A 21,179-nucleotide genomic window follows, 5' to 3' on the forward strand; every position below is an offset into this window, starting at 1 on the left:
CGGGATGTCCAGAAAGGGCGCGGCGAAAGTGCCCATGAAATGACCACCGCAACCGACCCAGTCGCCGCCGTGGTCATCGGCACCCGCCATGACGATCCAGTCGCGGCGCTCGACGTCCGGCCAGGCGGCGCGCAGCACGGCGAGCGCGTTGTCATGGAACGCCTGCCCGCCCGTCATCTCTCCGAACGGGTGGGCAAGACGGAAAACCGCGTCGGGCGCGCAAGCGGCGTCGAGCGCGGCGCGGATCGCATTCTCGTCCCAGTCGTCTTGCGCGGCACGCAGGGGGGCCAGGGCCGCCTTGTTCGCTGCGTGAGTCATTCCGCGGCCTCGCCATAGGGGACGTTCTTGCCGCCATAGCGCCGCACGCGGACGTTGCATTGTTCGGCATGGCCCACGAATCCTTCGAGCATGCACAGCCGCGAGCCGTATTCGCCCACCAGCGCGGCGGCCTCGTCCGTTGTCACCTTCTGGTAGCTGTGGGTCTTCAGGAACTTGCCGACCCAGAGCCCGCCCGTATAGCGGCCCGCCTTCTTGGTCGGAAGGGTGTGGTTCGTGCCGATCACCTTGTCGCCATTGGCCACGTTGGTGCGCGGGCCCAGGAACAGCGCCCCGTAGCTGTGCATGTTCTCCAGGAACCAGTCGTCGCGGTCGGTCATCACCTGGACGTGTTCGTAAGCCATGTCATTGGCGACCTGCAGCATCTCGTCATGGCTGTCGCAGAGGATCACGTCGCCATAGTCGCGCCAGGATACGCCGGCGGTCTCGGCCGTGGGCAGGATCTCCAGCAGGCGGTCGACCTCGGCCAGCGTCTCCCTGGCCAGCTTGCGGCTGTTGGTGATCAGGCAGGCAGGGCTGTTGAAGCCGTGTTCGGCTTGCCCGATCAGGTCAGTGGCGCAGATTTCCGCGTCGACGGTTTCATCGGCGATCACCATGGTCTCGGTCGGTCCGGCGAAAAGGTCGATACCCACGCGCCCGAAGAGCTGCCGCTTGGCCTCGGCCACGAAGGCGTTGCCCGGGCCAACCAGCATATGCACCGGGTCGATGCTCTCGGTGCCGATGGCCATGGCGCCCACGGCCTGGATGCCGCCCAGGCAGAGAATCTCGTGCGCCCCGCCCATGTGCATCGCCGCCACGATGGCCGGGTGCGGCTCGCCGTTCACCGGCGGAGCGGAGGCCACGATGCGCGGCACGCCCGCCACGCTCGCCGTCAGGACGGACATATGGGCACTGGCCACCATGGGGAACTTGCCGCCGGGCACGTAGCAGCCCACCGATTGCACGGGAATGTTCTTGTGACCCAGAACGACGCCCGGCAGGGTCTCGACCTCGATATCCGTCATCGACGCGCGCTGCGCCTCGGCGAACCGCCTGATCTGGTCCTGTGCGAACTTGATATCCTCCATCTCGCGCGGGCTGACCTTCTGCATGGCCGCCTCGATCTCGGACTGGCTCAGGCGATAGCTGTCCGGCGTGTAGCCGTCGAATTTCTCGGACAATTCGCGCACGGCGGCATCGCCGCGAGTCTCGATATCCTTGAGCGTGGACTCCACGACCGTGCGGACCTTGCTGTCCTCCTCGACGCGCTCGGCCTCGGGTTTGCTTTTCTTGAGGTGTTCGATGCTCATGTCTTTCAACCTTGCTTTTCCGGTTGGGGCGGCTCGATCTCGCCCCGGTCAAATCTTTCCCACCCGTGGCCGTCGAACACGTCCACGCCCAGCTGCGCCAGAACATGCGGGAAATCGACCATGACCCAGTTGTCAGTGATCTTGCCGTCCTCGACCTTCCAGAAATCCATGTACCGGATTTCCACACGCTCACCTGTTGGCGCGACACCCATGAAATCGCCCGAATGGGTGGCCTCCTGCCGGCCGAAAGCGGCGGCCCATTCGCCCATGTAAAGCCGCGCCTCGTCCACGCAGACCTTGTCGGAAAAGGCCGCCTGGAAGGGGCGTTGCCAGTTGTCCTGGAATTCGCGCAGACCGGTCTTGGTGCCGCAGCCCTGATTGCCCATCCAGCGGAAGCTGTCGGCAAAGAATTGGCAGATGTCATCGACGCGGTGATCGTTGAGACCGTCGACCATGCCCTCGATCACGGCGCGCGTCTCGTCTGTCTTGTCCAGGTCCGTGTCGCGCGTCAGCACGGCCTGTTCGGGGCGGGAACCTCTCATCGGGTCACTCCTGTCGTGTCGGGTTGAAGGGGGCGTGGCGGTTGGCGCCCTCCTTCGACAGGAAATCCCGCGGCACCCGGTTCAGCGCCGGATGCCGGCCCGTGGCACTATTGCGAAAGGCGCGGCTCATCCCTTGACGGCCCCCGCGGTCAGCCCGCTGACGATCTGGCGCTGGAACACCATGACCAGCAGGAACAGCGGCGCGGTGATGGACACGGCAGCGGCCACGGCGACCACTTGGTCCGTCGTCGTGGTCTCGCGGTTGAACATGCCCGCGATGGCCGGAACCATGGTCTGGTTCGAGGCGTCCAGCAGCAGCGAGGTCACGAGGAAGTCGTTATAGGCCAGAAGGAAGCTGAACAGCCCCGTGGTGATGACGCCGGGCCACATGACCGGCATGATGACCAGCCGGAAGGCCTTGAAATGCGAACAGCCATCGACGCGCGCGGCCTCGTCAAGGTCGGCGGGGATATTGGCGAAGAAGCTGCGCAGCATCCAGATGGTGAAGGGCTGGTTGATGGCCACCAGCACCGCGATGACCGCCGCCGGTTTGCCGTAGAGCGTGGGCGCGTTCTCGCCCAGGAGCGGCACCAGCCACTCGGCCGAGTTGATGAAGACCGGCAGGTAGCCCGCCACCAGGACCGAATGCGGCAGCGACCGGAAGATCAGCGCAATGATCAGGATCCAGAAGGCCAGCGTCGAGCCCGACCGTGCCAGCCCGTAGCCGGCCAGCGTGCCGACTGTAAGCGAAATGGTCACAACCCCGGTGGTCACGATCAACGAATTCTTGAAATTGTCGATGAAACCGCGCTCGATCCAGACGGTCTGGTAATGCTCGGTCGTGGCGCCGATGATATCACGCCCCAGCGGGCCGACCAGCGGGCCCAGCAGATCAGTCACCAGCGGCAGCACCCCGAAAAAGACCAGCACGAAGCCCAGCGCCACCAGCACGGCGGCAACGACCCAGCCCAGGGCGACAAAGCCGCCGGGGCTGTAGCTTGCCACCAGCGGGGGCACGCGCCGCACCGTCATCCGCGCGGTGACCCAGATCACTGCCAGGCCGAGGACGATCTCGAGGATCGACCAGCCGGACCCGTCGGCACGGGTGGCCGGCCCGAAGATGACGTTCAGAGGGTTGGCGTCGAAGGCATCCACCGGCGACTTGAAGCTCATCACCGTGATCCAGGCGATCGGGAAGGCCGCGATCAGGCACCACAGGGCCAGGAATGTGCCCGACATGATGCGTAGCGATGCGGGTTGGCGCAGGGCTTTCGCGGTGGACATCAGTGGCTCCCCTTGTGGTCACGCCACGTGCGCTTGAGCAAGGGCACGAGCAGGATTGCAATCCCGATCATCGTCAGCATGGCCGAGGCCGAGGCACGGGAGATCGAGCGGTTCCCGGCCTGGTCGGGCGTCAGGAAATCGTAGGTGAGCCACTGCAGCGAGATCACGTAGCCTTCGGCGCGGAAGCCGACGACCTCCTCGAAGACACGGTAGGTATCCATGAGGTGGATCATCGCCACGAAGATCAGCAGCGGCGCGAGGTGCGGAATAATGATCAGGCGCAAGCGCTGCCAGCGGTTGGCCCCGTCGATCAGGGCGCTTTCAAGGCTGTCCTGGTTGACCGTCTGAAGCCCGGCGTAGAACACGATCGCCGCGAAGGGCGCGACGTGCCAGACCCGGTAGAACATCATCATCAGTTCGATGGTCCAGGCCTGGGCGAAAAGCGCCAGGTCCTGCTCCAGCCACCATTCCAGCAGCGCGGTCAGGATCCCGTCGCCCCGGAACAGCCAGTTGATGGACAGCGCCCCGATCACCGGCGTGATGATGAAAGGCAGCAGCGACAGGAAGATCACCGGCCCCTTGATCCTCTGCGAGGCGTTGTTGATAACCAGCGCGATGGCCAGGCCGAAGCCCAGCACCAGCGGCAGGGTCACAAGAGTGAACATCAGTGTGAAGCGCAGCGCCTTCCAGAAGTCGATGTTCTGAAGCGCGGTCCAGGACCGGTCCTGCACCGCCTCCCAGAAGCGGCCCATCTCCAGGACGTTCCGATAGGTCTGAAACCCCACGAATTCGGTTTGGCGCGTGATCTCGCCCGCCTCGTTCAGGACGGGCCGCGTCTCCATCTCGGTGGTGCAGGTCTGTTCAAGAAAGCCGGCGGTGCAGCTTTCGACCTCGACCGTCTCGTAAATCGGCTGTGTGACCGTGAAACTGTTCCAGAAGACCGACACGAGCGGGAAGGCAATGAACAGCAGCATCATGAAGATGGACGGGCCGACGAAGGCGGCAAACACTTTGGGCTTCATGGGTCCTCTCCCGGGTTGGGCCGTGGGGCCCGGCGTGGCGGGTCGGTCTGGTCGGCGGCCGCGCAGGGGGCGCGCGGCGACGCCGGGGGATCGGGGCCGCGCCCTGGCACGGCCCCGGATGTGCCTTAGTCGATAAGGCCGGCCTCTTCAGCCGAGGTCATGTAGGCCGCCTCGATGTCGGCCAGCGTGGTCTCGGCGTCCTTGTTGCCGTTCAGATAGGCCGCAATCCCGTTGCCCAGCGCGCTGTGCATGATGCCCATGGCGGAGGAGGCGGGATAAGGTCGCGCGCCGTTGGCGGCGGTGGCGGCGGCCCCGGCGGCCAGGTCACCGGGCTCATAGCCGTCAATCAACCAGACGGCGGCCTCGGGGCTTTCCTGCACCGTTTCGGTGTCAATGCCCTCCATGGCGACGCGGAAGGCGGCCTCGGCCTCTTCATCGGTTATGTTGCTGGCAATAACGATGCCGTCCCACCAGATCGACGAGACCGGCGCCTCCGGGCCCATCGGGGCCGAGGCCATCTTGACCTTGCCGACGACCTGGCTTTCCTCGGGGTCGTCCATCGCACCCGCGCGGCTGGCCCAGAGGTTCGCCATGGCAATCTGGCCTTGCTGGAACTGCTGCTGGACATAGGTGGAATCTGCGGCCAGGTATTCCGGGTCGAGATACTCGGTCGTGGCCTTGAGCTTCTCCAGCGACGCTACGCCCATCTCGTTGTTGATCGTGGGCATGTTGTCGTCGTCGACGAAATCGCCGCCATGCGCGAGGAACATGTTCACGAATTCCTCGCCCAGGTTCCAGCCCGATGCGAAGGTGCCGCCAAGCGGATAATCGACGACGCCAGCCTCCTCGATGACCGCCGCGGCCGCCAGCATCTCGTCGTAGGTGGTGGGCACCTCCAGGCCGAGATCGTTCAGGATGTCCTCGCGGTACATCAGGTGCTGGTTGTTCACCATCATGGCCACGGCCATTATATCGCCATCCACGGTGATCAGCTGGTTCGGGCTCAGGTGCTGGCCATATTCGTCGACCAGATCGTTGAGCGGGCGGATCGTGCCGGCATTCAGCAGCGGGATCATGGTGGCGTTCGCCACCCCGCCGATATGATAGAGTGAGGGGTCCGCGGCGAAGGCTTCAGGCTGCTTCTCACGGAATTCCTGGTCGAGGTTGGCCTCGAAGTTGCCGCATTCGGCCATGTTGTCTGTCACGGCCTTCCAGGCCTCGAAGCCGGCCGTGAGCGACCGCAAAGGCACGTCGTTTTCAAAGGCGCATTCGGCGGCGCCGGCGCTGGCAACCGCGCTCATTGCTCCTGCCATCAGGATGGTCTTGAATGTCATGCGGAATATCTCCCTGCTTGTTTGTGGGCAGCCCTGCAGTCGCAGCCCGAAGTGTTGGAGGCCTCAACCCCCGATACGCTCACCCGTCCGGGCATCGAACAGGTGGCAATGCTCGTGCCCGACATGGATCGTGACCATGTCGCCGATCTCGGCGCGGAAGGTCTTGTCGGCCTTGGCCGCGACCAGAACACCGCCGATGCGGACGCTGACCATCGTGGCATCGCCCAACAATTCCAGAGTGTAGATCGGCGCGGTGATCTGTCCGCCGCCGGCCTTGCCCGGGCGCACCTCGGCATCTTCGGCGCGAAAGCCCAGCGTCACCGGCCCGTCGGCCACGTCCAGCCCCTCGATCCGGGTGCTTGACGTGGAAAAGACGCCGCCGTCGCAGTCGCCGTCCATCAGGTTCATGGCGGGCGATCCGATGAACCCGGCCACGAAGGTGTTCGCGGGTCGGTCGTAGATTTCGGTCGGGCTGCCGACCTGCTGGACGATGCCCTTTTCCATGACGACGACGCGATCCGCGAGCGTCATGGCCTCGATCTGGTCATGGGTGACGTAGACTGTCGTCACGGAGAGTTCGTGGCTGAGGTTCTTGATCTGTGCCCGCGTGCTGACCCGCAGCTTGGCATCGAGGTTCGACAGCGGCTCGTCCATCAGGAAGACGTTGGGTTCGCGCACGATGGCCCGGGCCAGGGCCACGCGCTGGCGCTGGCCGCCCGACAACTCCGACGGCTTGCGGTGCAGGAAATCGTCCAGCTCGACCATGGCGCTGGCGCGCATGACCCGTTCGTCGTGACGGGTCGGGTCGGTGCCGCGCACCCGTAGCGGGAACCGGATGTTCTCGTAAACGTTCAGGTTGGGGTAAAGCGCGTAGGACTGGAACACCATGGCCACGTCGCGGTCCTTGGGTTCAAGGTCGTTGATGACCTTGCCATCGACCGTTATCTCGCCCTCGGTCGGGTCTTCCAGGCCGGCGATCATGCGCATGGTCGTCGTCTTGCCACAGCCCGAGGGCCCCAACAGCACGAGGAATTCCCGGTCCGCGATCGTCAGATCGAAATTATCGACGCCGACGAAATTGCCCCAGCGTTTCGTCACGCCGCGAAGCTGGATTTCGGCCATCGGGTCACCTCTCCTGTGAATGCACGCATTTTGCATACGTTTGCATGAACCCTAGACTCTCGTTTCAGCTTTCGGCAAGTTCTTTTTGCAAGCGTATGCAGAAACAAGGATAAGATATCGTCCCAATGGCAGATTTTCAGGCAGCGAAGGACATCGTTTTGGCATATCACGCCGCACTCGACGCGGCCGAACCCGATTCGGCCGCACGGGTCCTGGCGGGCTGCACGACGCCCGGCTACATCTGGCGTGGCTACCACCCGTTCGGCGAATTGACCGGCCCGAAAACCGTCGCCGAAACCTTCTGGGCCCCGCTCAAGACCGCCCTGACCGGGCTCCAGCGGCGGGAGGACATCTTCCTGGCCGGCACCAACGAGATTGATGACCACGCCAGCACCTGGGTCGTCTCCATGGGGCACCTGATGGGCCTGTTCGACGCGCCCTGGCTGGGTATCCGTCCCACACGCAAGATCGCCATGCTGCGCTATTGCGAATTCAACCGCATCGCGGACGGCCGCATCGCGGAGACGGCGATGTATTTCGACATTCCGAACCTCATGGTCCAGGCCGGTCAGAACCCCTTTCCGCCGCAAACCGGGGCCGAACTGGTGCAACCGGGGCCGATGACCCACGACGGGCTGCTGACCACGGCCCAGCCCCCCGAAGAAGGCGAAACGACCCTTGCGCTGATCAACGCCATGATCGCCGATCTCGGGCAATGGGACTCGGGCCTTGGCCTGTCCGAGGAGCTGGCCCGCAGCTGGCATGACGACATGGTCTGGTGGGGTCCGACCGGCATCGGGGCCACCTATACGATCGACCGCTACGCCCAACAGCACTCGGGTGTCTTTCGGTCCGCCTTCACCGACCGGTCAAAGACGACACACCTGTGCCGCTTGGCAGAAGGGCACTACGGCGGCTTCTTCGGCTGGGCGAATTTCACGGCGCGGCCCACGGGCGGTTTCATGGGAATGCCCGCCACCGGCGCGCCCGGCGAATTCCGGGTCATCGACATCTACCGGCGCGACGGCGACAAGCTGGCCGAGAACTGGGTCTTCGTGGACCTGCTGCATTTCTGGAAGACGCAGGGCGTTGATATCCTCGCGCGCACAACGGAGATCGGCGCATGAAGATCGACGCACATCACCACCTGTGGGACCTTTCTGCCGTGCATTATCCCTGGCTCATGGCGCAGGGGGTCGAGCGCTTCTTCGGAAACCCGGCCCCGATCCAGCGCGACTACCTTCTGGAGGAATTTCGGCGCGATGCGGCCGGGATCGGCGCCTCGGTTCACATCCAGGTCGGTGCCGAGGACGGCTGGGCCGAGGCACAGTGGGTCCAGCGCATCGCCGACAGCGCCGCTGACTGGCCATTGGCGCAGGTGGCTTTCTGCGATCTGACGGACCCGGCGCGCGACGCCAAGCTGGACCGGCTGCAGAGCCTGCCGAGCGTCCGCGGCGTGCGCCAGATCGTGGGACGCGCCCCGGGCGAGGACGCGGCGACCGGGACCAACGCCCTGCTGGACACCCCGGCGTTTGCCGAAGGCCTGCGCGATGTCGGCGAGCGCGGGCTGTCCTTCGATCTGCAACTGATCCCCGAACTTTACGAGGGCATGGCGCGGGTGCTCGACGGCGCGCCGGACACGCCCGTTGCGCTGTGCCACGCAGGCAGCCCGCATGACCGCAGCCCCGCCGGCTTGCGCGCCTGGGCCGATGCGCTGCGCCTGCTGTCAGAGCGGCCGCAGGTCATCTGCAAACTGTCGGGACTGGGCATGTTCGATCATGCCTGGACCCGGGACAGCCTGCGCCCCGTGATCGAGACCTGCCTTGACCAATTCGGACCCTCGCGCTGCATGTTCGGATCGAATTTCCCGGTGGATTCGTTGTATTCCGACTATGCTGCCGTGCTGGCTGCCCACGCGGCCATCGTTCCCGAACCCGCGCAGGGGGCCGTCTTCCACGACACCGCCGCCCGGTTCTACAATCTGCCGTGACAGGGCGATTGCTTCACGGAACCACTGTCCACCCTGACTGGAACGACGACAACGACCACATGCGCGCCTGCTGCCTGTCCGCCGAGGCGGCAATCAAACCGGGGTATCTAGCGCGGTCCATAGGCCCTAGAGTATCCGTCTTGATCAAGCTATTTTTGGCGACCATTCGCGGTCTTGTCGAACGAGTGCGTTGTCCAGTTCGATGAGCTTTCGCATGAGGGTTGTTAGCGCGACTTTTGCGGGTTTTCCATCCGATATCATCGCTTGGTATTTCTGCTTCAGATCCGTGCTGTAGCGGGCGGCGACGAGCGCAGGCATATAAAGCGCATCGCGCAGGAATTTGCGTCCGCCTTGAATGAATGCCTTACCTCGCCATTGGCCCGATTGTCGGGTCATGGGGGCGAGACCGGCAAGGCTGGCGATCTGTTTGCGGGTCAGGGTGCCGATTTCCGGACATTCGACAAGGATCGCAACCGCAGTGACCCGGCCCAGCCCCGGGATCGAGCAGAGAATGTCGAAGACGCGTGCGCGTTTCCGGCACTGGCGCGCGAGGTCCAGCAGCGCTGCTTCCAACTCAGCGAGCTGGCGTTTGATCTGTCGAGGGCGGCCTTCCGCCCGCGGGGCACAGGTCACGATTGCAAAATGCCGCGGGTCTGCGCATACTTTGACCGGGCGCAATAGCATACCGGGGCGAACCGGCCGGCGCCGCTTATACGGGCACTCATGCAAGGCGTGATCGACATGCGGGCATTTCTTCTTCTCGTGGTCTCTCTCGGGCTTGCGGCCTGTGGTGGAAGCAGCCATCGCGACGCGCGCACGATCGGCGCAACGCCCACGGTGGCCTTTGCCACCGGCCCGATCTACAGCGCCTGCCGCGCCTCGGACCGGGACGCCACCGACCGCCAGCTCTGCGGCTGCATTCAGGCCGTTGCCGACCGCGAACTTTCGGGCAGCGACACCCGCCGCATCGCCGGGTTCTTCGATGACCCCGAAGAGGCGCACGCGGTCAAGATCTCGGACAGCTGGCGCAATGAGTCCTTCTGGGACCGCTACCGCGCCTATGTCAGCGCGGCACGGCAAACCTGCGGCTGAGCGCCTCCGCGCAGGCCTCGATCAGGTCCAGGCAACCCTCGAAATCGCGGGTATAATAGGGGTCTGGCACTTCCGCCGCCCCGGCCAGTTCGGCGAAATTCTCGACCCGGGTGGCGTTGCCGGGCGGCCGCTGGGCCTCGATGTCGCGGAGGTTAGCGGCATCCATGGCGAAGATCAGCTCGAAAGCCTCGAAATCCGACGGGTCGAACTGCCGCGCGCGCAGGTCCGACAGGTCATGGCCGCGTGCCCGGGCGGCGGCCTGCATCGGCCCGTAGGGCGGTGCGCCGACGTGCCAGCCCCCGGTGCCCGCGCTGTCAAGCCCGAGGTCCGGCAGGCGGCTGCGCACCACTCCCTCGGCCGCGGGCGAGCGGCAGATATTGCCCAGGCAGACGAAAAGCACCCGCGTCATGACAGCACGCCGCGCCGCGTCATGGCCCGCGCGTAGAGCAGTAGCAGAATGGCCACCAGAACCACCGCCCCCGAGATGGCAAGCGAGACAGGACTGCCTACCTCGAGCGCCGAGGGCTCGGCCAGGCCGATGCCATAGGCCGTGGTCGCGACAATCCCCACCAGCGACAGGCCGAAGACGCTGCCGGCGAGTCGCGACCGCAGAAGCAACATCACCGACCCCAGCACCGCGCCCCAGACAGCGATGGCCCAGCCGGCATTGACCCAGACCGGGAAGCCGTCGATGTGGGCGCGCTGTGCCGCGGTCATCAAGGAGGTGTAGCTGTCCATCGACAGCCGGGTCATGAGATAGTCGAAGGCCCCGCCCGCATTCCAAAACAAGGATGCAAGGCCCACCAGCCAGAGATGCCATGCACGCATGTTGATTCTCCCGTGTCTGCCGGGTCAGGCTAGCACGAAAGAGGGGGACGCCGATGCAGATCGCCATCCTGACCGGTGCGGGCATCTCGGCCGAGAGCGGGCTGGACACCTTTCGCGATGCGGGCGGACTGTGGGCACGCTATGACCTGGCCGACCTGGCCACGCCCGAAGGCTTTGCCCGCGATCCGTCCCTCGTGCTGGATTTCTACAATCACAGACGGCGCGCAGCCCGGAAAGCGACCCCGAATCCGGCACATGCGGCGCTTGCAAGGTTGCAAAAGCAAAAGGGCGAGCGGGTCACGCTGGTCACCCAGAACATCGACGACCTGCACGAACGGGCCGGGTCCGACCCGGTAATCCACATGCATGGTAGCCTGTTCGGCGCGCTCTGCGGCGCCTGCCGGACTCGTTGGCCAGCGGCGCCGGTCATGCGTCCCGCAGATACCTGCCCGGCTTGCGGCGCGGAATCACCTCGCCCAGATGTCGTCTGGTTCGGAGAAATGCCCTGCCATATGGATCGCATCATGTCCGCGCTCGCGCAGTGCGATCTCTTCGTGGCCGTAGGGACCAGCGGCGCGGTCTTCCCGGCGGCGGGCTTCGTCGACCTCGCACGCGACAGCGGCGCCAAAACGCTGGAACTCAACCTGGAACCCGGTGACCGCACCGGTGCCTTTGACACCGGCCGGGAAGGCCCGGCCAGTGTGCTTGTCCCCGCCTGGGTTGACAAGGTTCTCTCGGTCTAACCGTCGTCGCCGGACCCGTTGTCCATGTTGCCATGGTCCATGTCACCGTCCATGGTCATGGCCGTACGCTCGTTATCGATGGGGATCTCGAGCGTCATCTCGCCCGCATGTTCGAAAGTCAGGGTCACCGTGATCGTCTCACCCTGCTCGAACGGCTGGCGAAGCCCCATGAACATCACGTGATCGCCGCCGCGCGCGAGGTTGTGCGCCTCGCCCGCCGGGATGGCAAAGCCCTCTTCGACCTCGATCATGCGCATCACGTCGCCGTCGACGACATGGGTGTGCAATTCCACCCGTTCAGCGACGTCGGACCGCGCCGCGACCAGCCGGTCGGCAATGGCGCTGTCGTTCTGGATCGTCATGAAGGCTGCCCCGGCCATGGCCGTGGCCCCGGCTGCGCGGGCGTAAGGGTCTTCGATGGTGATGTCCTCAGCCCATGCGGGCAGAGCAAGGGCGAGGGCGGCGATCAGGCCGAGAGTGGTTGATTTGAGCATCATGTCTGCTCTCCTGTCTGGTGGCGGGATCGACCCCGCCATGTTGCAAACTGTAAAGCCGGGTTTCAGACAGACGGTGGCGGGTCACGAGCCCGAGTGGCGATGTGAAGATGTGAAATCGCGTGTTGGACTTCAAGGTTTTGCACCAAGCGCCGCATGTGGACAGGTGAAACCGCATTCGGCTCCGGAAAGGCCAGCGCCACCATAAGCGCGAGCGCGACGTCAGGGCAGATATGTGCAGGCCCGATCGGGTTGCCCTCACGGTCCATGGCGACCACGATGATGCTGCCGTCCGCGCAAAGCTCGACCTGCCCGGCGGCCTGCGGCTGACCCCGGGCCACGGCCAACTGCACCGAGGTCATCGCGACCAGCAGCGCCAGCAGGACCGGCAGGATAGAGCGAGGTAGCGTCATTGTCCCTTGCTATTCCGAGACCGCGCCCGCCGGTATCGGACAAAGCGCCGCGCACATGGCAAAGGCCCGGGCGCCAAGGGCGGCCGGACCTTTGAAAAAACCTCGGGGCAGATCAGGCTGTGACCTGAGCCTTGAGAATGTCCTTCTTGACCTTGAGCGCATCGGCGGACAGCGTGTCGTCCTTTGCCTTGGCCATGAACTGGTCCAACCCCCCGCGGTGGTCCACGGTGCGTAGCGCGGCAGAGGAGACGCGAAACCGGAAGCTCCGGCCCAGGACGTCGGATTGCAGCGTCACGTCCTGCAGATTGGGCAAGTAGCGGCGCTTGGTCTTGTTGTTGGCGTGGCTGACATTGTTGCCAGTCATCGGGCCTTTACCGGTCAGTTCGCAACGACGCGACATCTTTTTGTTCCTTGTTCAGGCAGGGCCCGGCGGACGGGCGAGCCCCTCGTTCAAACAGAATAGGCCCCGTGGCGCGGCGCAGGGCCTCAAATTCGATTTGGCCGACCTAGGCGGATTCCACGGCGCCGTCAACCCGCAAGGCGCGGATTCCAAGTGGCCCTAGCCCTTGCCACGGAACCTCTGCACCAAGTGGTCAGCCGCAAGCGCCGGAAGCAATTCGCCGCTGGCAACGCGGGCCTGCAGGTCCTCCAGCAGGGTGGCGATGGACGGGTCCTCTTCCAGCGCGGCAAGCAGGCCGGCGCGCACCTCCTCGCGGAACCAGAACAGCGCCTGCCCGGCGCGGCGCTGGTCCCAGATGCCCCGGTCCCGGCGCCAGGCGATCAACGACTGCATCTCGGCCCAGGCGTCTTCTATGCCACCGGTTTCAAGTGCCGAGACGGTCAACGCCTTGGGAAATCCCTCGGGGTCCTGCGACCGGCGACGCAGAAGGCGCAGCGCGCCGGCATAATCCGAACAGGTGCGCATCGCCTGCGGACGCAGGTCACCATCGGCCTTGTTCACCAGGATCATGTCGCAGGTTTCCATGATCCCGCGTTTCACCCCCTGCAATTCGTCCCCGCCCGCCGGGGCGAGCAGCAGCAGGAAAAGGTCCGACATCTCGGCCACCGCGGTTTCCGACTGGCCCACGCCCACCGTCTCGATCAAGACCACGTCGAAGCCCGCGCCTTCGCACAGAGCGATGGCCTCGCGGGTGCGGCGGGCGACACCGCCCAGCTGGCTCTGGCTGGGCGAGGGGCGGATGAAGGCCTTCGGATCGCGCGACAACCGCTCCATCCGGGTCTTGTCGCCCAGGATCGACCCGCCCGAGCGCGCGCTTGAGGGATCGACGGCCAGGACGGCGACCCTCTTGCCCAGCCCTGTCAGCATCAGGCCGAAGCTTTCGATGAAGGTGGACTTGCCCACGCCCGGCGTGCCCGACAGGCCGATGCGCAGCGCCTGGCGCGCCGGGTCGAGCGCCGCCAGAACCTCCGCCGCGAGGGCGCGGTGATCTGGCCGCGCGCTTTCCACCAGGGTGATGGCCCGCGCCAGGGCGCGCCGATCACCCCTTGCGATCTTTTCTGCCAGAACGGTCGTTTCCATGGCGAACGTTGTGGCGCGGTGCGGCGCCACTGTCCAGAGGAGGCCAGAGCAGACGACTTGTCGCGAAGCCTTGACCTTGGCGCGCGGTCGGGCTGCAACTGGGCCGATGAAACGCCTGCCCATCTACGACTGCCTTCCCGAGCTGATCGACGCCCTGCGCGCCGAGGGCAGGGCCGTGCTGCAGGCCCCGCCCGGTGCGGGCAAGACGACCCGGGTGCCATTGGCCATGCTGGAGGCGGGCCTGACCGATGGCCGCATCGTGATGCTGGAACCTCGCCGCCTGGCCACGCGTGCCGCCGCCGAACGGTTGGCCGAGGGGCTGGGCGAGGCGCCGGGCCAGACCGTGGGCTACCGGATGCGCGGCACGAATGTTCCCGGCAAACGTATCGAGGTGGTGACCGAGGGCATCCTGACCCGCATGATCCAGTCCGACCCGGAACTGCCCGGCGTCGGCGCGGTTCTCTTCGACGAATTCCACGAACGATCCCTGAATGCCGACCTCGGCCTGGCCCTGGTGCTGGAGGCGCGCGCAGCGCTGCGGCCCGACCTGATCCTGCTGGCCATGTCGGCGACGCTGGACGCGGCCCCGGTGGCCGCGCTGATGGAAAACGCCCCGGTCGTCACGTCGCAGGGTCGCAGCTACCCCGTGGAGACCCGTTTCCTGGAGGCGCCCGTTCCCAAGGCCACGCGGCTTGAGGCGGCCACCGCGCGCCTGGTGGAACAGGCCGTGGCCGAGACAACGGGCGGCGTGCTCGTCTTCCTGCCCGGCGAGGGCGAGATCAGGCGCACGGCAGCGCAGTTGTCACTGCCCGGGGACTGCCAGGTCCGGCCGCTATATGGCGCCCTGCCCTTTGCCGAGCAGCGCGCAGCGATCGCGCCAGTGACCTCGGGGCGCAAGGTGGTGCTGTCCACCTCGATCGCCGAGACATCGCTGACCATCGAGGATATTCGCGTCGTCGTGGATGCGGGCCGGGCGCGGCGGGCGCGCTTCGATCCCGGCGCGGGCATGTCGCGGCTGGTCACGGAGCCGGTCAGCCGGGCCGAGGCGACGCAGCGCGCGGGCCGCGCGGGCCGGGTTGCCGAGGGGGTGTGCTACAAGCTGTGGACCAAGGGGGCCGACGGGGCCCTGCCCGCCTTCGCCCCACCCGAGATCGAGGCCGCCGATCTGAGCGGCCTGGCGCTGGAGTTGGCGCTTTGGGGCAGCGCGGACCTGCCCTTCCTGACGCCCCCGCCTCCACGCGCCCTGGACGAGGCCCGCGCGCTGCTGCGGGATCTGGGCGCGCTGGACGGATCCGACCGGATCACCCCGCATGGACGCGCCCTTGCCCGCTTGCCCCTGCATCCTCGGCTGGCCCATATGCTGCAGGTGGCGGGCGCACCCGCGGCGCCGCTGGCTGCCCTGCTGGCCGAACGCGACATCCTGCGCGGGGCCCCGGTGGACCTGTCGCTGCGGCTGGCGGCTCTCAAGGGGCGGCATGGCGGGCCGGGCACGGTGCATGCCGCAGCCCGCGACCGGGTGCGGGCCGAAGCAAAGCGGCTGGCCAAGAGTGCCCCGCGATCCGCCGCGACCTACAGCCCCGCGCAGATGGCCGCGCTCGCCTATCCCGACCGGATCGGGCTGCGCCGATCGGGCGATGCGCCACGCTATGTCCTGTCGGGCGGCAAGGGGGCGGTGCTGGGGGGCGACGATCCGCTGGCGGGCCAGCGCCTGCTGGTCGTGACCGACACCGATGGCAACCCGCGCGAGGCGCGAATACGTGCCGCCCTGACCCTGACGGAAAGCGAGCTGCGCGCGGTTCATGGCAGCCGCATCGCCTGGCAGAACCACTGTGCCTGGTCGCGGCGCGGGGGCCGGGTGCAGACCCGGCAACAGGAATGCTTCGGCGCGCTGGTGCTCGACGACAGGCGCTGGTCCGATCCTCCGGCCGAGGTGGTCGCCCGCGCCATGCTGGCGGGTATCCGCGAGATCGGCCTGCAGCTTTCGTCCGCCGCCGAGCGGTTTCGTGCGCGCGTCGCGCTGCTGCGCGCGCAAGACGCGCGGCTCCCTGACATGGGAGACGCAGCCTTGCTGGCGGGGCTGGAGCATTGGCTCTTGCCGCATCTGACGGGTGTGCGCAGCGCCGGTGACTGGAAAGCCTTCGACAAGCTGCCCGCGCTGGAGGCGATGCTGGACTGGCCGCAACGCGACCGGCTGGACCGGGAGGTGCCCGCGCGGTTCACCACGCCGCTGGGGCGCAGGGTGCCCATCGACTACGGTGCCGAAGCGCCCGAGATTTCCCTGCGCCTGCAGGAAATGTTCGGCCAGACAAGCCATCCGAGCGTGGCCGGACGGCCCCTTCGTGTGACGCTGCTCTCGCCCGCCGGGCGCCCGGTGCAGACCACGATGGACCTGCCCGGGTTCTGGTCCAACTCCTATGCAGACGTACGCAAGGACATGCGGGGGCGGTATCCCAAGCACCCCTGGCCCGAGGACCCGACGCAGGCCGACCCGACCCTGCGCGCCAAGCGGCGGGGTTAGCGGGGGCTCTGCCCCCGTCCGCGTCAGGGCGCGCTATCCTTGGATGCCGGCTCAACGCCACCAGGGGCCATGGCGGTCTTCGCCGCCGTCAACCCGGTCGAACCCGTGTCTGCCGAAGAAATCCCGCTGGGCCTGAACCAGGTCGGTGGTGCCCCGGGCGCGGGTCATGCTGTCGAGAAAGCCGAGGGCCGCGGCCAGGGCGGGTACAGGGTGACCGCCGCTGGCGGCTTGCGCCACGACGGCACGCAGGGCGGGCAGGCTGTCGTCCAGCATGTCCTTGAAGGCGGGGGCGAAGACCAACTGCCCCTGCGGCAGGTCCCCCCGAAACGCCTTGGCGATGTCGTCGAGCAGGGCCGAGCGTATGATGCAGCCCGCGCGCCAGATCTCGGCGATGCGGGCGGGGTCGAGCGACCAGCCGTAGGCGTCCGAGGCCGCCAGCAGGGTACGGAACCCCTGGGCATAGGCGATGATGCGCCCGGCCAGCAGGGCCTGTTCCAATTGCGCCTCGGACAGGTCGACCGGGCCGGCAGTCTGGCCATAAAGACCCTCGCCTGTCTCGCGCAGTGGCTTTTCCGCCGACCAGCTGCGGGCAGCCACCGCCGCCTCGACCGTGGTGGCGGACTGGCCCAGTTTCACGGCCTCGATCACTGTCCAGCGGCCGGTGCCCTTCTGCCCGGCCTGGTCGAGAATGGCATCGACCGCCGGCACACCGGGCGCATCCTCGGCCTTCAGTATCTTGCCCGTGATCCCCACCAGGTAGCTTTGAAGAGGGCCGCTGTCCCACACCGCGAAGGTCTTGCCGATCTCGGCAGGGGCCAGGCCCTGGCCATGACGCATCAGCCCGTAGATCTCCGCGATCATCTGCATATCGGCATATTCGATGCCGTTATGGACCGTTTTGACGAAATGCCCCGCCCCGTCGGGGCCGAGGTGGGCGGCGCAGGGGACGCCCTCGTACCGAGCCGCGATGGACTCGATCATGGATCTGATGCCGGACCAGGCCTGTTCGGTACCGCCGACCATGATCGACGGGCCATGGCGCGCGCCCTCTTCCCCACCGGAGACACCCATGCCGATATAGGTCAGGCCCGCCGCCTCGAGCGCCTCGGTGCGTCGCCGCGTATCGTTGAAATCGGCATTCCCCGCGTCGATGATCGCGTCGCCCGGCGTCAGCAGCGGCCGCAGTCGGTCTATGGTCTCATCCACAGGCGCGCCCGCTGGCACCATCAGGATAACGGCGCGCGGGCCGGGCATGGCAGGCACCATGGTTTCAAGGTCATGATGGGCCGAAAGATTGTCGGCCAGCCCCGCCGCGGCGGCATCGTTGCGGAAAGCATCGACAACCTGATCGCTGCGGTTCGAGACATGAAGGCCGAAGCCCTTGTCGAGGATATTCAGCGCCAGCGCGCTGCCCATGGTACCGAGCCCGTAGAGGCCCAAGGTTGCGCCGGTGCTCATCGTCATCTTCCCTCCCGGCCTGCCTGCCGCTGTGCCCCTACATGCCCTTGCCGCCGGACCGCGACAAGGCCGATCCGGGCACGGCCGCGTGATTTGCCATTTTGCAGATACTTCTTTAAGAAGTTCCCCCGATAAAAAGAATGCAGGGCAGGCAGGGAAACATGATCCAGTTCCGACTTCACGCGATACGCGACTATTTCGCACCGCTGTTCCGGCGTCCCAACGCGGTGCAAATGGCGGCACTGTGTTATCGTGGCGGCTCGGACGGCCCTGAAATCCTGCTTGTCCAGAGCAGTGCCGGCCGTTGGATCATGCCCAAGGGCTGGCCTGTGAAAGGCACCGACGGGGCCGGCACGGCCCTGACCGAAGCCTGGGAGGAAGCCGGGGTCAAGCATGGCAAGGCCGAGTCTTCCGCGTTCGGAAAATTCCGGACGACCAAGACGCTTGATGATGGACCGCGGGTGCCCTGCACGACCTACGTCTATCCGGTCGAAGTGCGCGCGCTGAGCAATGACTATCCCGAAGCCGAGGATCGCAGGCGCAAGTGGGTGCCCCTGTCCGATGCCGCCGATCTCGTCGGAGAAGAGGGGTTGCGTGACATTCTTACCCGGTTCGCGAAGCGAACCGCCGCCTGATCGTCCGCCGCGCGATTGCATCGTCCCTTGCACTCCACTAACGGACCGCCGAACGGGAACGTAACAGTTTTGTGACGAGCGGCCCGGTTCGCGCGGCACAGGGGGACGGCATGGCCGACAAGAACACCGAGTGGACGACCCTGGACAAGGATCTGGGCCGGATAAGCCAGCTCGAATACGCCTCTCAATACGTGTCGCGCCCGATGGTGGGACCCGGCATTGCCCTCGCTTTCATGGTGGTTGTCGGCTTGCTGGCCGGGCTTTTCTGGGGCGGGCAACCGACATCCCTGATCGTTGTCGCCGCGGCGATCTTCGGCGCTTACATGGCGATCAATATTGGCGCCAACGACGTGGCCAACAACATGGGCCCCGCCGTGGGTGCCAATGCGCTGACCATGGGTGGCGCCATCGTCATCGCGGCCCTGTTCGAAAGCGCCGGGGCGCTGCTGGCGGGTGGCGACGTGGTTTCAACAATTTCCAAGGGGATCATCACGCCCGACAGCCTGGCCGATTCCGAGGTCTTCATCTGGGCGATGATGGCGGCGCTGATTTCTTCGGCACTCTGGGTCAACCTCGCCACCTGGGTCGGCGCACCGGTATCCACCACACATTCCGTCGTCGGCGGGGTCATGGGGGCCGGGATCGCGGCCGCCGGCCTGGCGGCCGTGAACTGGCCGACCATGGGCGCCATCGCCGCCAGCTGGGTCATCTCACCGATGCTTGGGGGCGCGATCGCGGCCGCCTTCCTGGCCTTCATCAAGGCGCGGATCATTTATCAGGACGACAAGATCGCCGCCGCGCGGCGCTGGGTACCAGTGCTGATCGCGATCATGGCGGGCGCCTTCGCGGCCTACCTGGCGGTCAAGGGCCTCAAGCGGATCGTCACGCTCGACCTGGGCACCGCCTTGCTGGTCGGGCTGGCGGTCGGGGCCGTGGCCTATGTGGTCGCCGCGCCGCTGATCCGACGCCAATCCGAGGGGATGGAAAACCGCAACAAGTCGCTCAAGGCGCTGTTCGCCCTGCCGTTGGTTTTTTCCGCCGCCCTGCTGAGCTTTGCCCATGGCGCCAATGACGTGGCAAACGCCGTGGGGCCCCTGGCCGCCATCGTCCATGCCGAGCAATTCGGCGAATTTGCGGGCAAGGTCAGCATCCCCACCTGGGTCATGGTGATCGGGGCCTTCGGGATCTCCTTCGGGCTGGTGCTTTTCGGACCGAAACTGATCCGGATGGTCGGCAGCCAGATCACCAAGCTGAACCCGATGCGGGCTTATTGCGTCGCGCTGTCAGCGGCAATCACGGTCATCGTGGCAAGCTGGCTGGGCCTTCCGGTGAGTTCGACGCATATTGCCGTTGGCGGGGTCTTCGGCGTTGGCTTCTACCGGGAATGGCACCACGAACGCCGGGCCCGCGATCGTGGAGCGGCCCGCGGGGTGCGCCTGCCGGTCGAGGAGCGGCGGCGGCGCAAGCTGGTGCGCCGGTCGCATTTCATGACCATCGTCGCAGCCTGGGTCATTACCGTGCCCGCGGCGGCGGTGCTGTCAGGGCTGATCTTCCTGGGGCTGTCGACGGTGGTGTTCTGAACGCACCCAGCTCAGGGATCATACGCCCAGACAGTGCCGCATGATCGCTTTCTGTGCGTGAAGGCGGTTCTCGGCCTCGTCCCAGATCACCGAATGGGGGCCATCCATGACTTCAGATGTCGCCTCGTCATCGCGATGGGCAGGCAGGCAGTGCATGAACAGCGCATTGGCATTGGCGCCGGCCATGAGATCGGCATTGACCTGGTAACCGCGCAGCTGGTTGTGGCGCCGTTCCCGGGCCGACTGGGGATCATGCATGCTGACCCAGGTATCGGTCACGACAAGGTCGGCGCCCTGCACGGCCTTTACCGGGTCGCGCTCGACCTCGACCGTGACGCCCTTGGCGCGGGCCTCTTCCATGAAGACCTGCTCGGGGTCCAGCGGCTCCGGCCCGGTGAAGGTCAGGTCGAAGCCGAACTGCCCGGCGGCATGGATGAAACTGGCGCAGACATTGTTGCCATCGCCGGACCAGACGACCTTCTTGCCCGCGATGGGCCCGTTGTGTTCCTCGAATGTCAGGATGTCGGCCATGATCTGGCAGGGATGGCTGCGATCGGTCAGCCCGTTGATCACGGGCACGTCGGCATGTTCGGCCATCTCCAGAAGGGTCTGTTCCTCGAAGGTGCGGATCATGATCAGGTCGACATAGCGCGACAGGACGCGCGCGGTATCGGCGATGGTCTCGCCATGGCCCAGCTGCATGTCGGACCCCGACAGGACCATGGTTTCACCGCCCATCTGGCGCACGCCCACGTCAAAGGAAATGCGGGTCCGGGTCGAGGGTTTCTCGAAGATCAGCGCCACCATCTGCCCGGCCAGCGGGGTGTCGTCATCGGCCATGCCTTTCGGGCGGCCATTGCGATCGTGCTTCATCGCGGCGGCGTTGTCGATGATCCGCCGCAGCTCGGTGGCGTCGGTCTTGTTGATGTCGAGGAAATGGGTCATGTCGATCTGCTTTT

The 21,179-nt window shown here is 66.1% G+C and carries 23 protein-coding genes and 1 pseudogene; 7 read left to right on the forward strand and 17 right to left on the reverse strand.

Going from position 1 to position 21,179, the window contains the following annotated elements:
• The 8 genes and pseudogenes from VJ897_RS08865 to VJ897_RS08900 form a co-directional block, all read right to left on the reverse strand.
• Positions 1-318 (reverse strand): annotated as a pseudogene (locus VJ897_RS08865) (ester cyclase); the annotation flags it as partial.
• Positions 315-1,625: a histidinol dehydrogenase gene (gene hisD / locus VJ897_RS08870; RefSeq protein ID WP_324055213.1), complete on the reverse strand. Its 1,311-nt coding sequence runs from the start codon at positions 1,623-1,625 to the stop codon at positions 315-317. The gene hisD and the pseudogene VJ897_RS08865, both read right to left, overlap by 4 nt.
• Positions 1,626-1,630: 5 nt before the next feature.
• The gene (locus tag VJ897_RS08875) at positions 1,631-2,167 is read right to left on the reverse strand and encodes an ester cyclase (protein ID WP_324055215.1); all 537 of its coding nucleotides are present in this window, start codon (positions 2,165-2,167) and stop codon (positions 1,631-1,633) included.
• A gap of 4 nt (positions 2,168-2,171) precedes the next feature.
• Positions 2,172-2,297 (reverse strand): hypothetical protein, encoded by a 126-nt coding sequence (locus VJ897_RS08880; protein WP_324055217.1) that lies wholly within the window; start codon positions 2,295-2,297, stop codon positions 2,172-2,174.
• Complete coding sequence (locus VJ897_RS08885; RefSeq protein WP_324055219.1) at positions 2,294-3,451, reverse strand: carbohydrate ABC transporter permease; 1,158 nt, start codon at positions 3,449-3,451, stop codon at positions 2,294-2,296. The genes VJ897_RS08880 and VJ897_RS08885 overlap by 4 nt, the downstream gene beginning before the upstream one ends.
• Positions 3,451-4,473 (reverse strand): carbohydrate ABC transporter permease, encoded by a 1,023-nt coding sequence (locus VJ897_RS08890; RefSeq protein WP_324055221.1) that lies wholly within the window; start codon positions 4,471-4,473, stop codon positions 3,451-3,453. Before VJ897_RS08890 ends, VJ897_RS08885 begins: the two co-directional genes overlap by 1 nt.
• Positions 4,474-4,598: 125 nt before the next feature.
• Positions 4,599-5,807 (reverse strand): ABC transporter substrate-binding protein, encoded by a 1,209-nt coding sequence (locus VJ897_RS08895; RefSeq protein ID WP_324055223.1) that lies wholly within the window; start codon positions 5,805-5,807, stop codon positions 4,599-4,601.
• A gap of 63 nt (positions 5,808-5,870) precedes the next feature.
• The gene (locus tag VJ897_RS08900; RefSeq protein WP_324055225.1) at positions 5,871-6,929 is read right to left on the reverse strand and encodes an ABC transporter ATP-binding protein; all 1,059 of its coding nucleotides are present in this window, start codon (positions 6,927-6,929) and stop codon (positions 5,871-5,873) included.
• 125 nt (positions 6,930-7,054) lie between these two features.
• Here VJ897_RS08900 and VJ897_RS08905 point away from each other — a divergent pair, with 125 nt between their 5' ends.
• Both VJ897_RS08905 and VJ897_RS08910 read left to right on the forward strand, forming a co-directional pair.
• A complete protein-coding gene (locus tag VJ897_RS08905) occupies positions 7,055-8,056 on the forward strand; it encodes an ester cyclase (protein WP_324055227.1) in 1,002 nt (333 codons plus the stop codon).
• Positions 8,053-8,919: an amidohydrolase family protein gene (locus tag VJ897_RS08910; RefSeq protein WP_324055229.1), complete on the forward strand. Its 867-nt coding sequence runs from the start codon at positions 8,053-8,055 to the stop codon at positions 8,917-8,919. The genes VJ897_RS08905 and VJ897_RS08910 overlap by 4 nt, the downstream gene beginning before the upstream one ends.
• A 144-nt stretch (positions 8,920-9,063) precedes the next feature.
• Here the strand turns inward: VJ897_RS08910 and VJ897_RS08915 are convergent, their stop codons facing one another.
• Complete coding sequence (locus VJ897_RS08915; RefSeq protein ID WP_324055231.1) at positions 9,064-9,492, reverse strand: transposase; 429 nt, start codon at positions 9,490-9,492, stop codon at positions 9,064-9,066.
• Between the two features lie 168 nt (positions 9,493-9,660).
• Between VJ897_RS08915 and VJ897_RS08920 the strand changes: the two genes are divergently transcribed.
• Positions 9,661-10,011 carry an arginine transporter gene (locus VJ897_RS08920; RefSeq protein ID WP_324055233.1) on the forward strand — a complete coding sequence of 117 codons (351 nt, stop codon included), beginning with the start codon at positions 9,661-9,663 and terminating at the stop codon, positions 10,009-10,011.
• Here the strand turns inward: VJ897_RS08920 and VJ897_RS08925 are convergent.
• A complete protein-coding gene (locus VJ897_RS08925) occupies positions 9,983-10,420 on the reverse strand; it encodes a low molecular weight protein-tyrosine-phosphatase (protein WP_324055235.1) in 438 nt (145 codons plus the stop codon). The genes VJ897_RS08920 and VJ897_RS08925 overlap by 29 nt on opposite strands.
• Positions 10,417-10,839, reverse strand: a complete 423-nt coding sequence (locus VJ897_RS08930; RefSeq protein WP_324055237.1) for a hypothetical protein — start codon at positions 10,837-10,839, stop codon at positions 10,417-10,419. The genes VJ897_RS08925 and VJ897_RS08930 overlap by 4 nt, the downstream gene beginning before the upstream one ends.
• A 53-nt stretch (positions 10,840-10,892) precedes the next feature.
• On the opposite strand from VJ897_RS08930, the gene VJ897_RS08935 reads away from it, so the two are divergent.
• On the forward strand, positions 10,893-11,582 hold the full coding sequence (locus VJ897_RS08935; protein ID WP_324055238.1) for an NAD-dependent deacylase: 690 nt from the start codon (positions 10,893-10,895) through the stop codon (positions 11,580-11,582).
• Here VJ897_RS08935 and VJ897_RS08940 read toward each other — a convergent pair.
• The 4 genes from VJ897_RS08940 to meaB form a co-directional block, all read right to left on the reverse strand.
• A complete protein-coding gene (locus tag VJ897_RS08940) occupies positions 11,579-12,079 on the reverse strand; it encodes a copper chaperone PCu(A)C (protein ID WP_324055240.1) in 501 nt (166 codons plus the stop codon). The genes VJ897_RS08935 and VJ897_RS08940 overlap by 4 nt on opposite strands.
• A gap of 62 nt (positions 12,080-12,141) precedes the next feature.
• Complete coding sequence (locus VJ897_RS08945) at positions 12,142-12,489, reverse strand: hypothetical protein (protein WP_324055242.1); 348 nt, start codon at positions 12,487-12,489, stop codon at positions 12,142-12,144.
• 112 nt (positions 12,490-12,601) lie between these two features.
• The gene (rpmB, locus tag VJ897_RS08950; protein ID WP_324055243.1) at positions 12,602-12,889 is read right to left on the reverse strand and encodes a 50S ribosomal protein L28; all 288 of its coding nucleotides are present in this window, start codon (positions 12,887-12,889) and stop codon (positions 12,602-12,604) included.
• A 159-nt stretch (positions 12,890-13,048) separates the two neighbouring features.
• Positions 13,049-14,029 (reverse strand): methylmalonyl Co-A mutase-associated GTPase MeaB, encoded by a 981-nt coding sequence (meaB, locus tag VJ897_RS08955; RefSeq protein ID WP_324055245.1) that lies wholly within the window; start codon positions 14,027-14,029, stop codon positions 13,049-13,051.
• 106 nt (positions 14,030-14,135) lie between these two features.
• Between meaB and hrpB the strand changes: the two genes are divergently transcribed.
• Entirely contained in the window at positions 14,136-16,547 is a 2,412-nt protein-coding gene (gene hrpB / locus VJ897_RS08960; protein ID WP_324055247.1) for an ATP-dependent helicase HrpB, read from the forward strand.
• Between the two features lie 51 nt (positions 16,548-16,598).
• Here hrpB and gnd read toward each other — a convergent pair whose 3' ends face one another.
• Complete coding sequence (gene gnd, locus VJ897_RS08965) at positions 16,599-18,005, reverse strand: NADP-dependent phosphogluconate dehydrogenase (protein WP_324055390.1); 1,407 nt, start codon at positions 18,003-18,005, stop codon at positions 16,599-16,601.
• A 161-nt stretch (positions 18,006-18,166) separates the two neighbouring features.
• Between gnd and VJ897_RS08970 the strand changes: the two genes are divergently transcribed.
• Complete coding sequence (locus tag VJ897_RS08970; RefSeq protein ID WP_324055249.1) at positions 18,167-18,640, forward strand: NUDIX hydrolase; 474 nt, start codon at positions 18,167-18,169, stop codon at positions 18,638-18,640.
• Positions 18,641-18,750: 110 nt separating this feature from the next.
• Positions 18,751-20,220 (forward strand): inorganic phosphate transporter, encoded by a 1,470-nt coding sequence (locus VJ897_RS08975; protein WP_324055251.1) that lies wholly within the window; start codon positions 18,751-18,753, stop codon positions 20,218-20,220.
• An 18-nt stretch (positions 20,221-20,238) separates the two neighbouring features.
• Here the strand turns inward: VJ897_RS08975 and argF are convergent, their stop codons facing one another.
• Complete coding sequence (gene argF, locus VJ897_RS08980) at positions 20,239-21,165, reverse strand: ornithine carbamoyltransferase (protein WP_324055252.1); 927 nt, start codon at positions 21,163-21,165, stop codon at positions 20,239-20,241.
• Positions 21,166-21,179 lie beyond the last annotated feature (14 nt).

It is taken from the genome of Salibaculum sp., assembly GCF_035270045.1.
Lineage (GTDB): Bacteria > Pseudomonadota > Alphaproteobacteria > Rhodobacterales > Rhodobacteraceae > Salibaculum.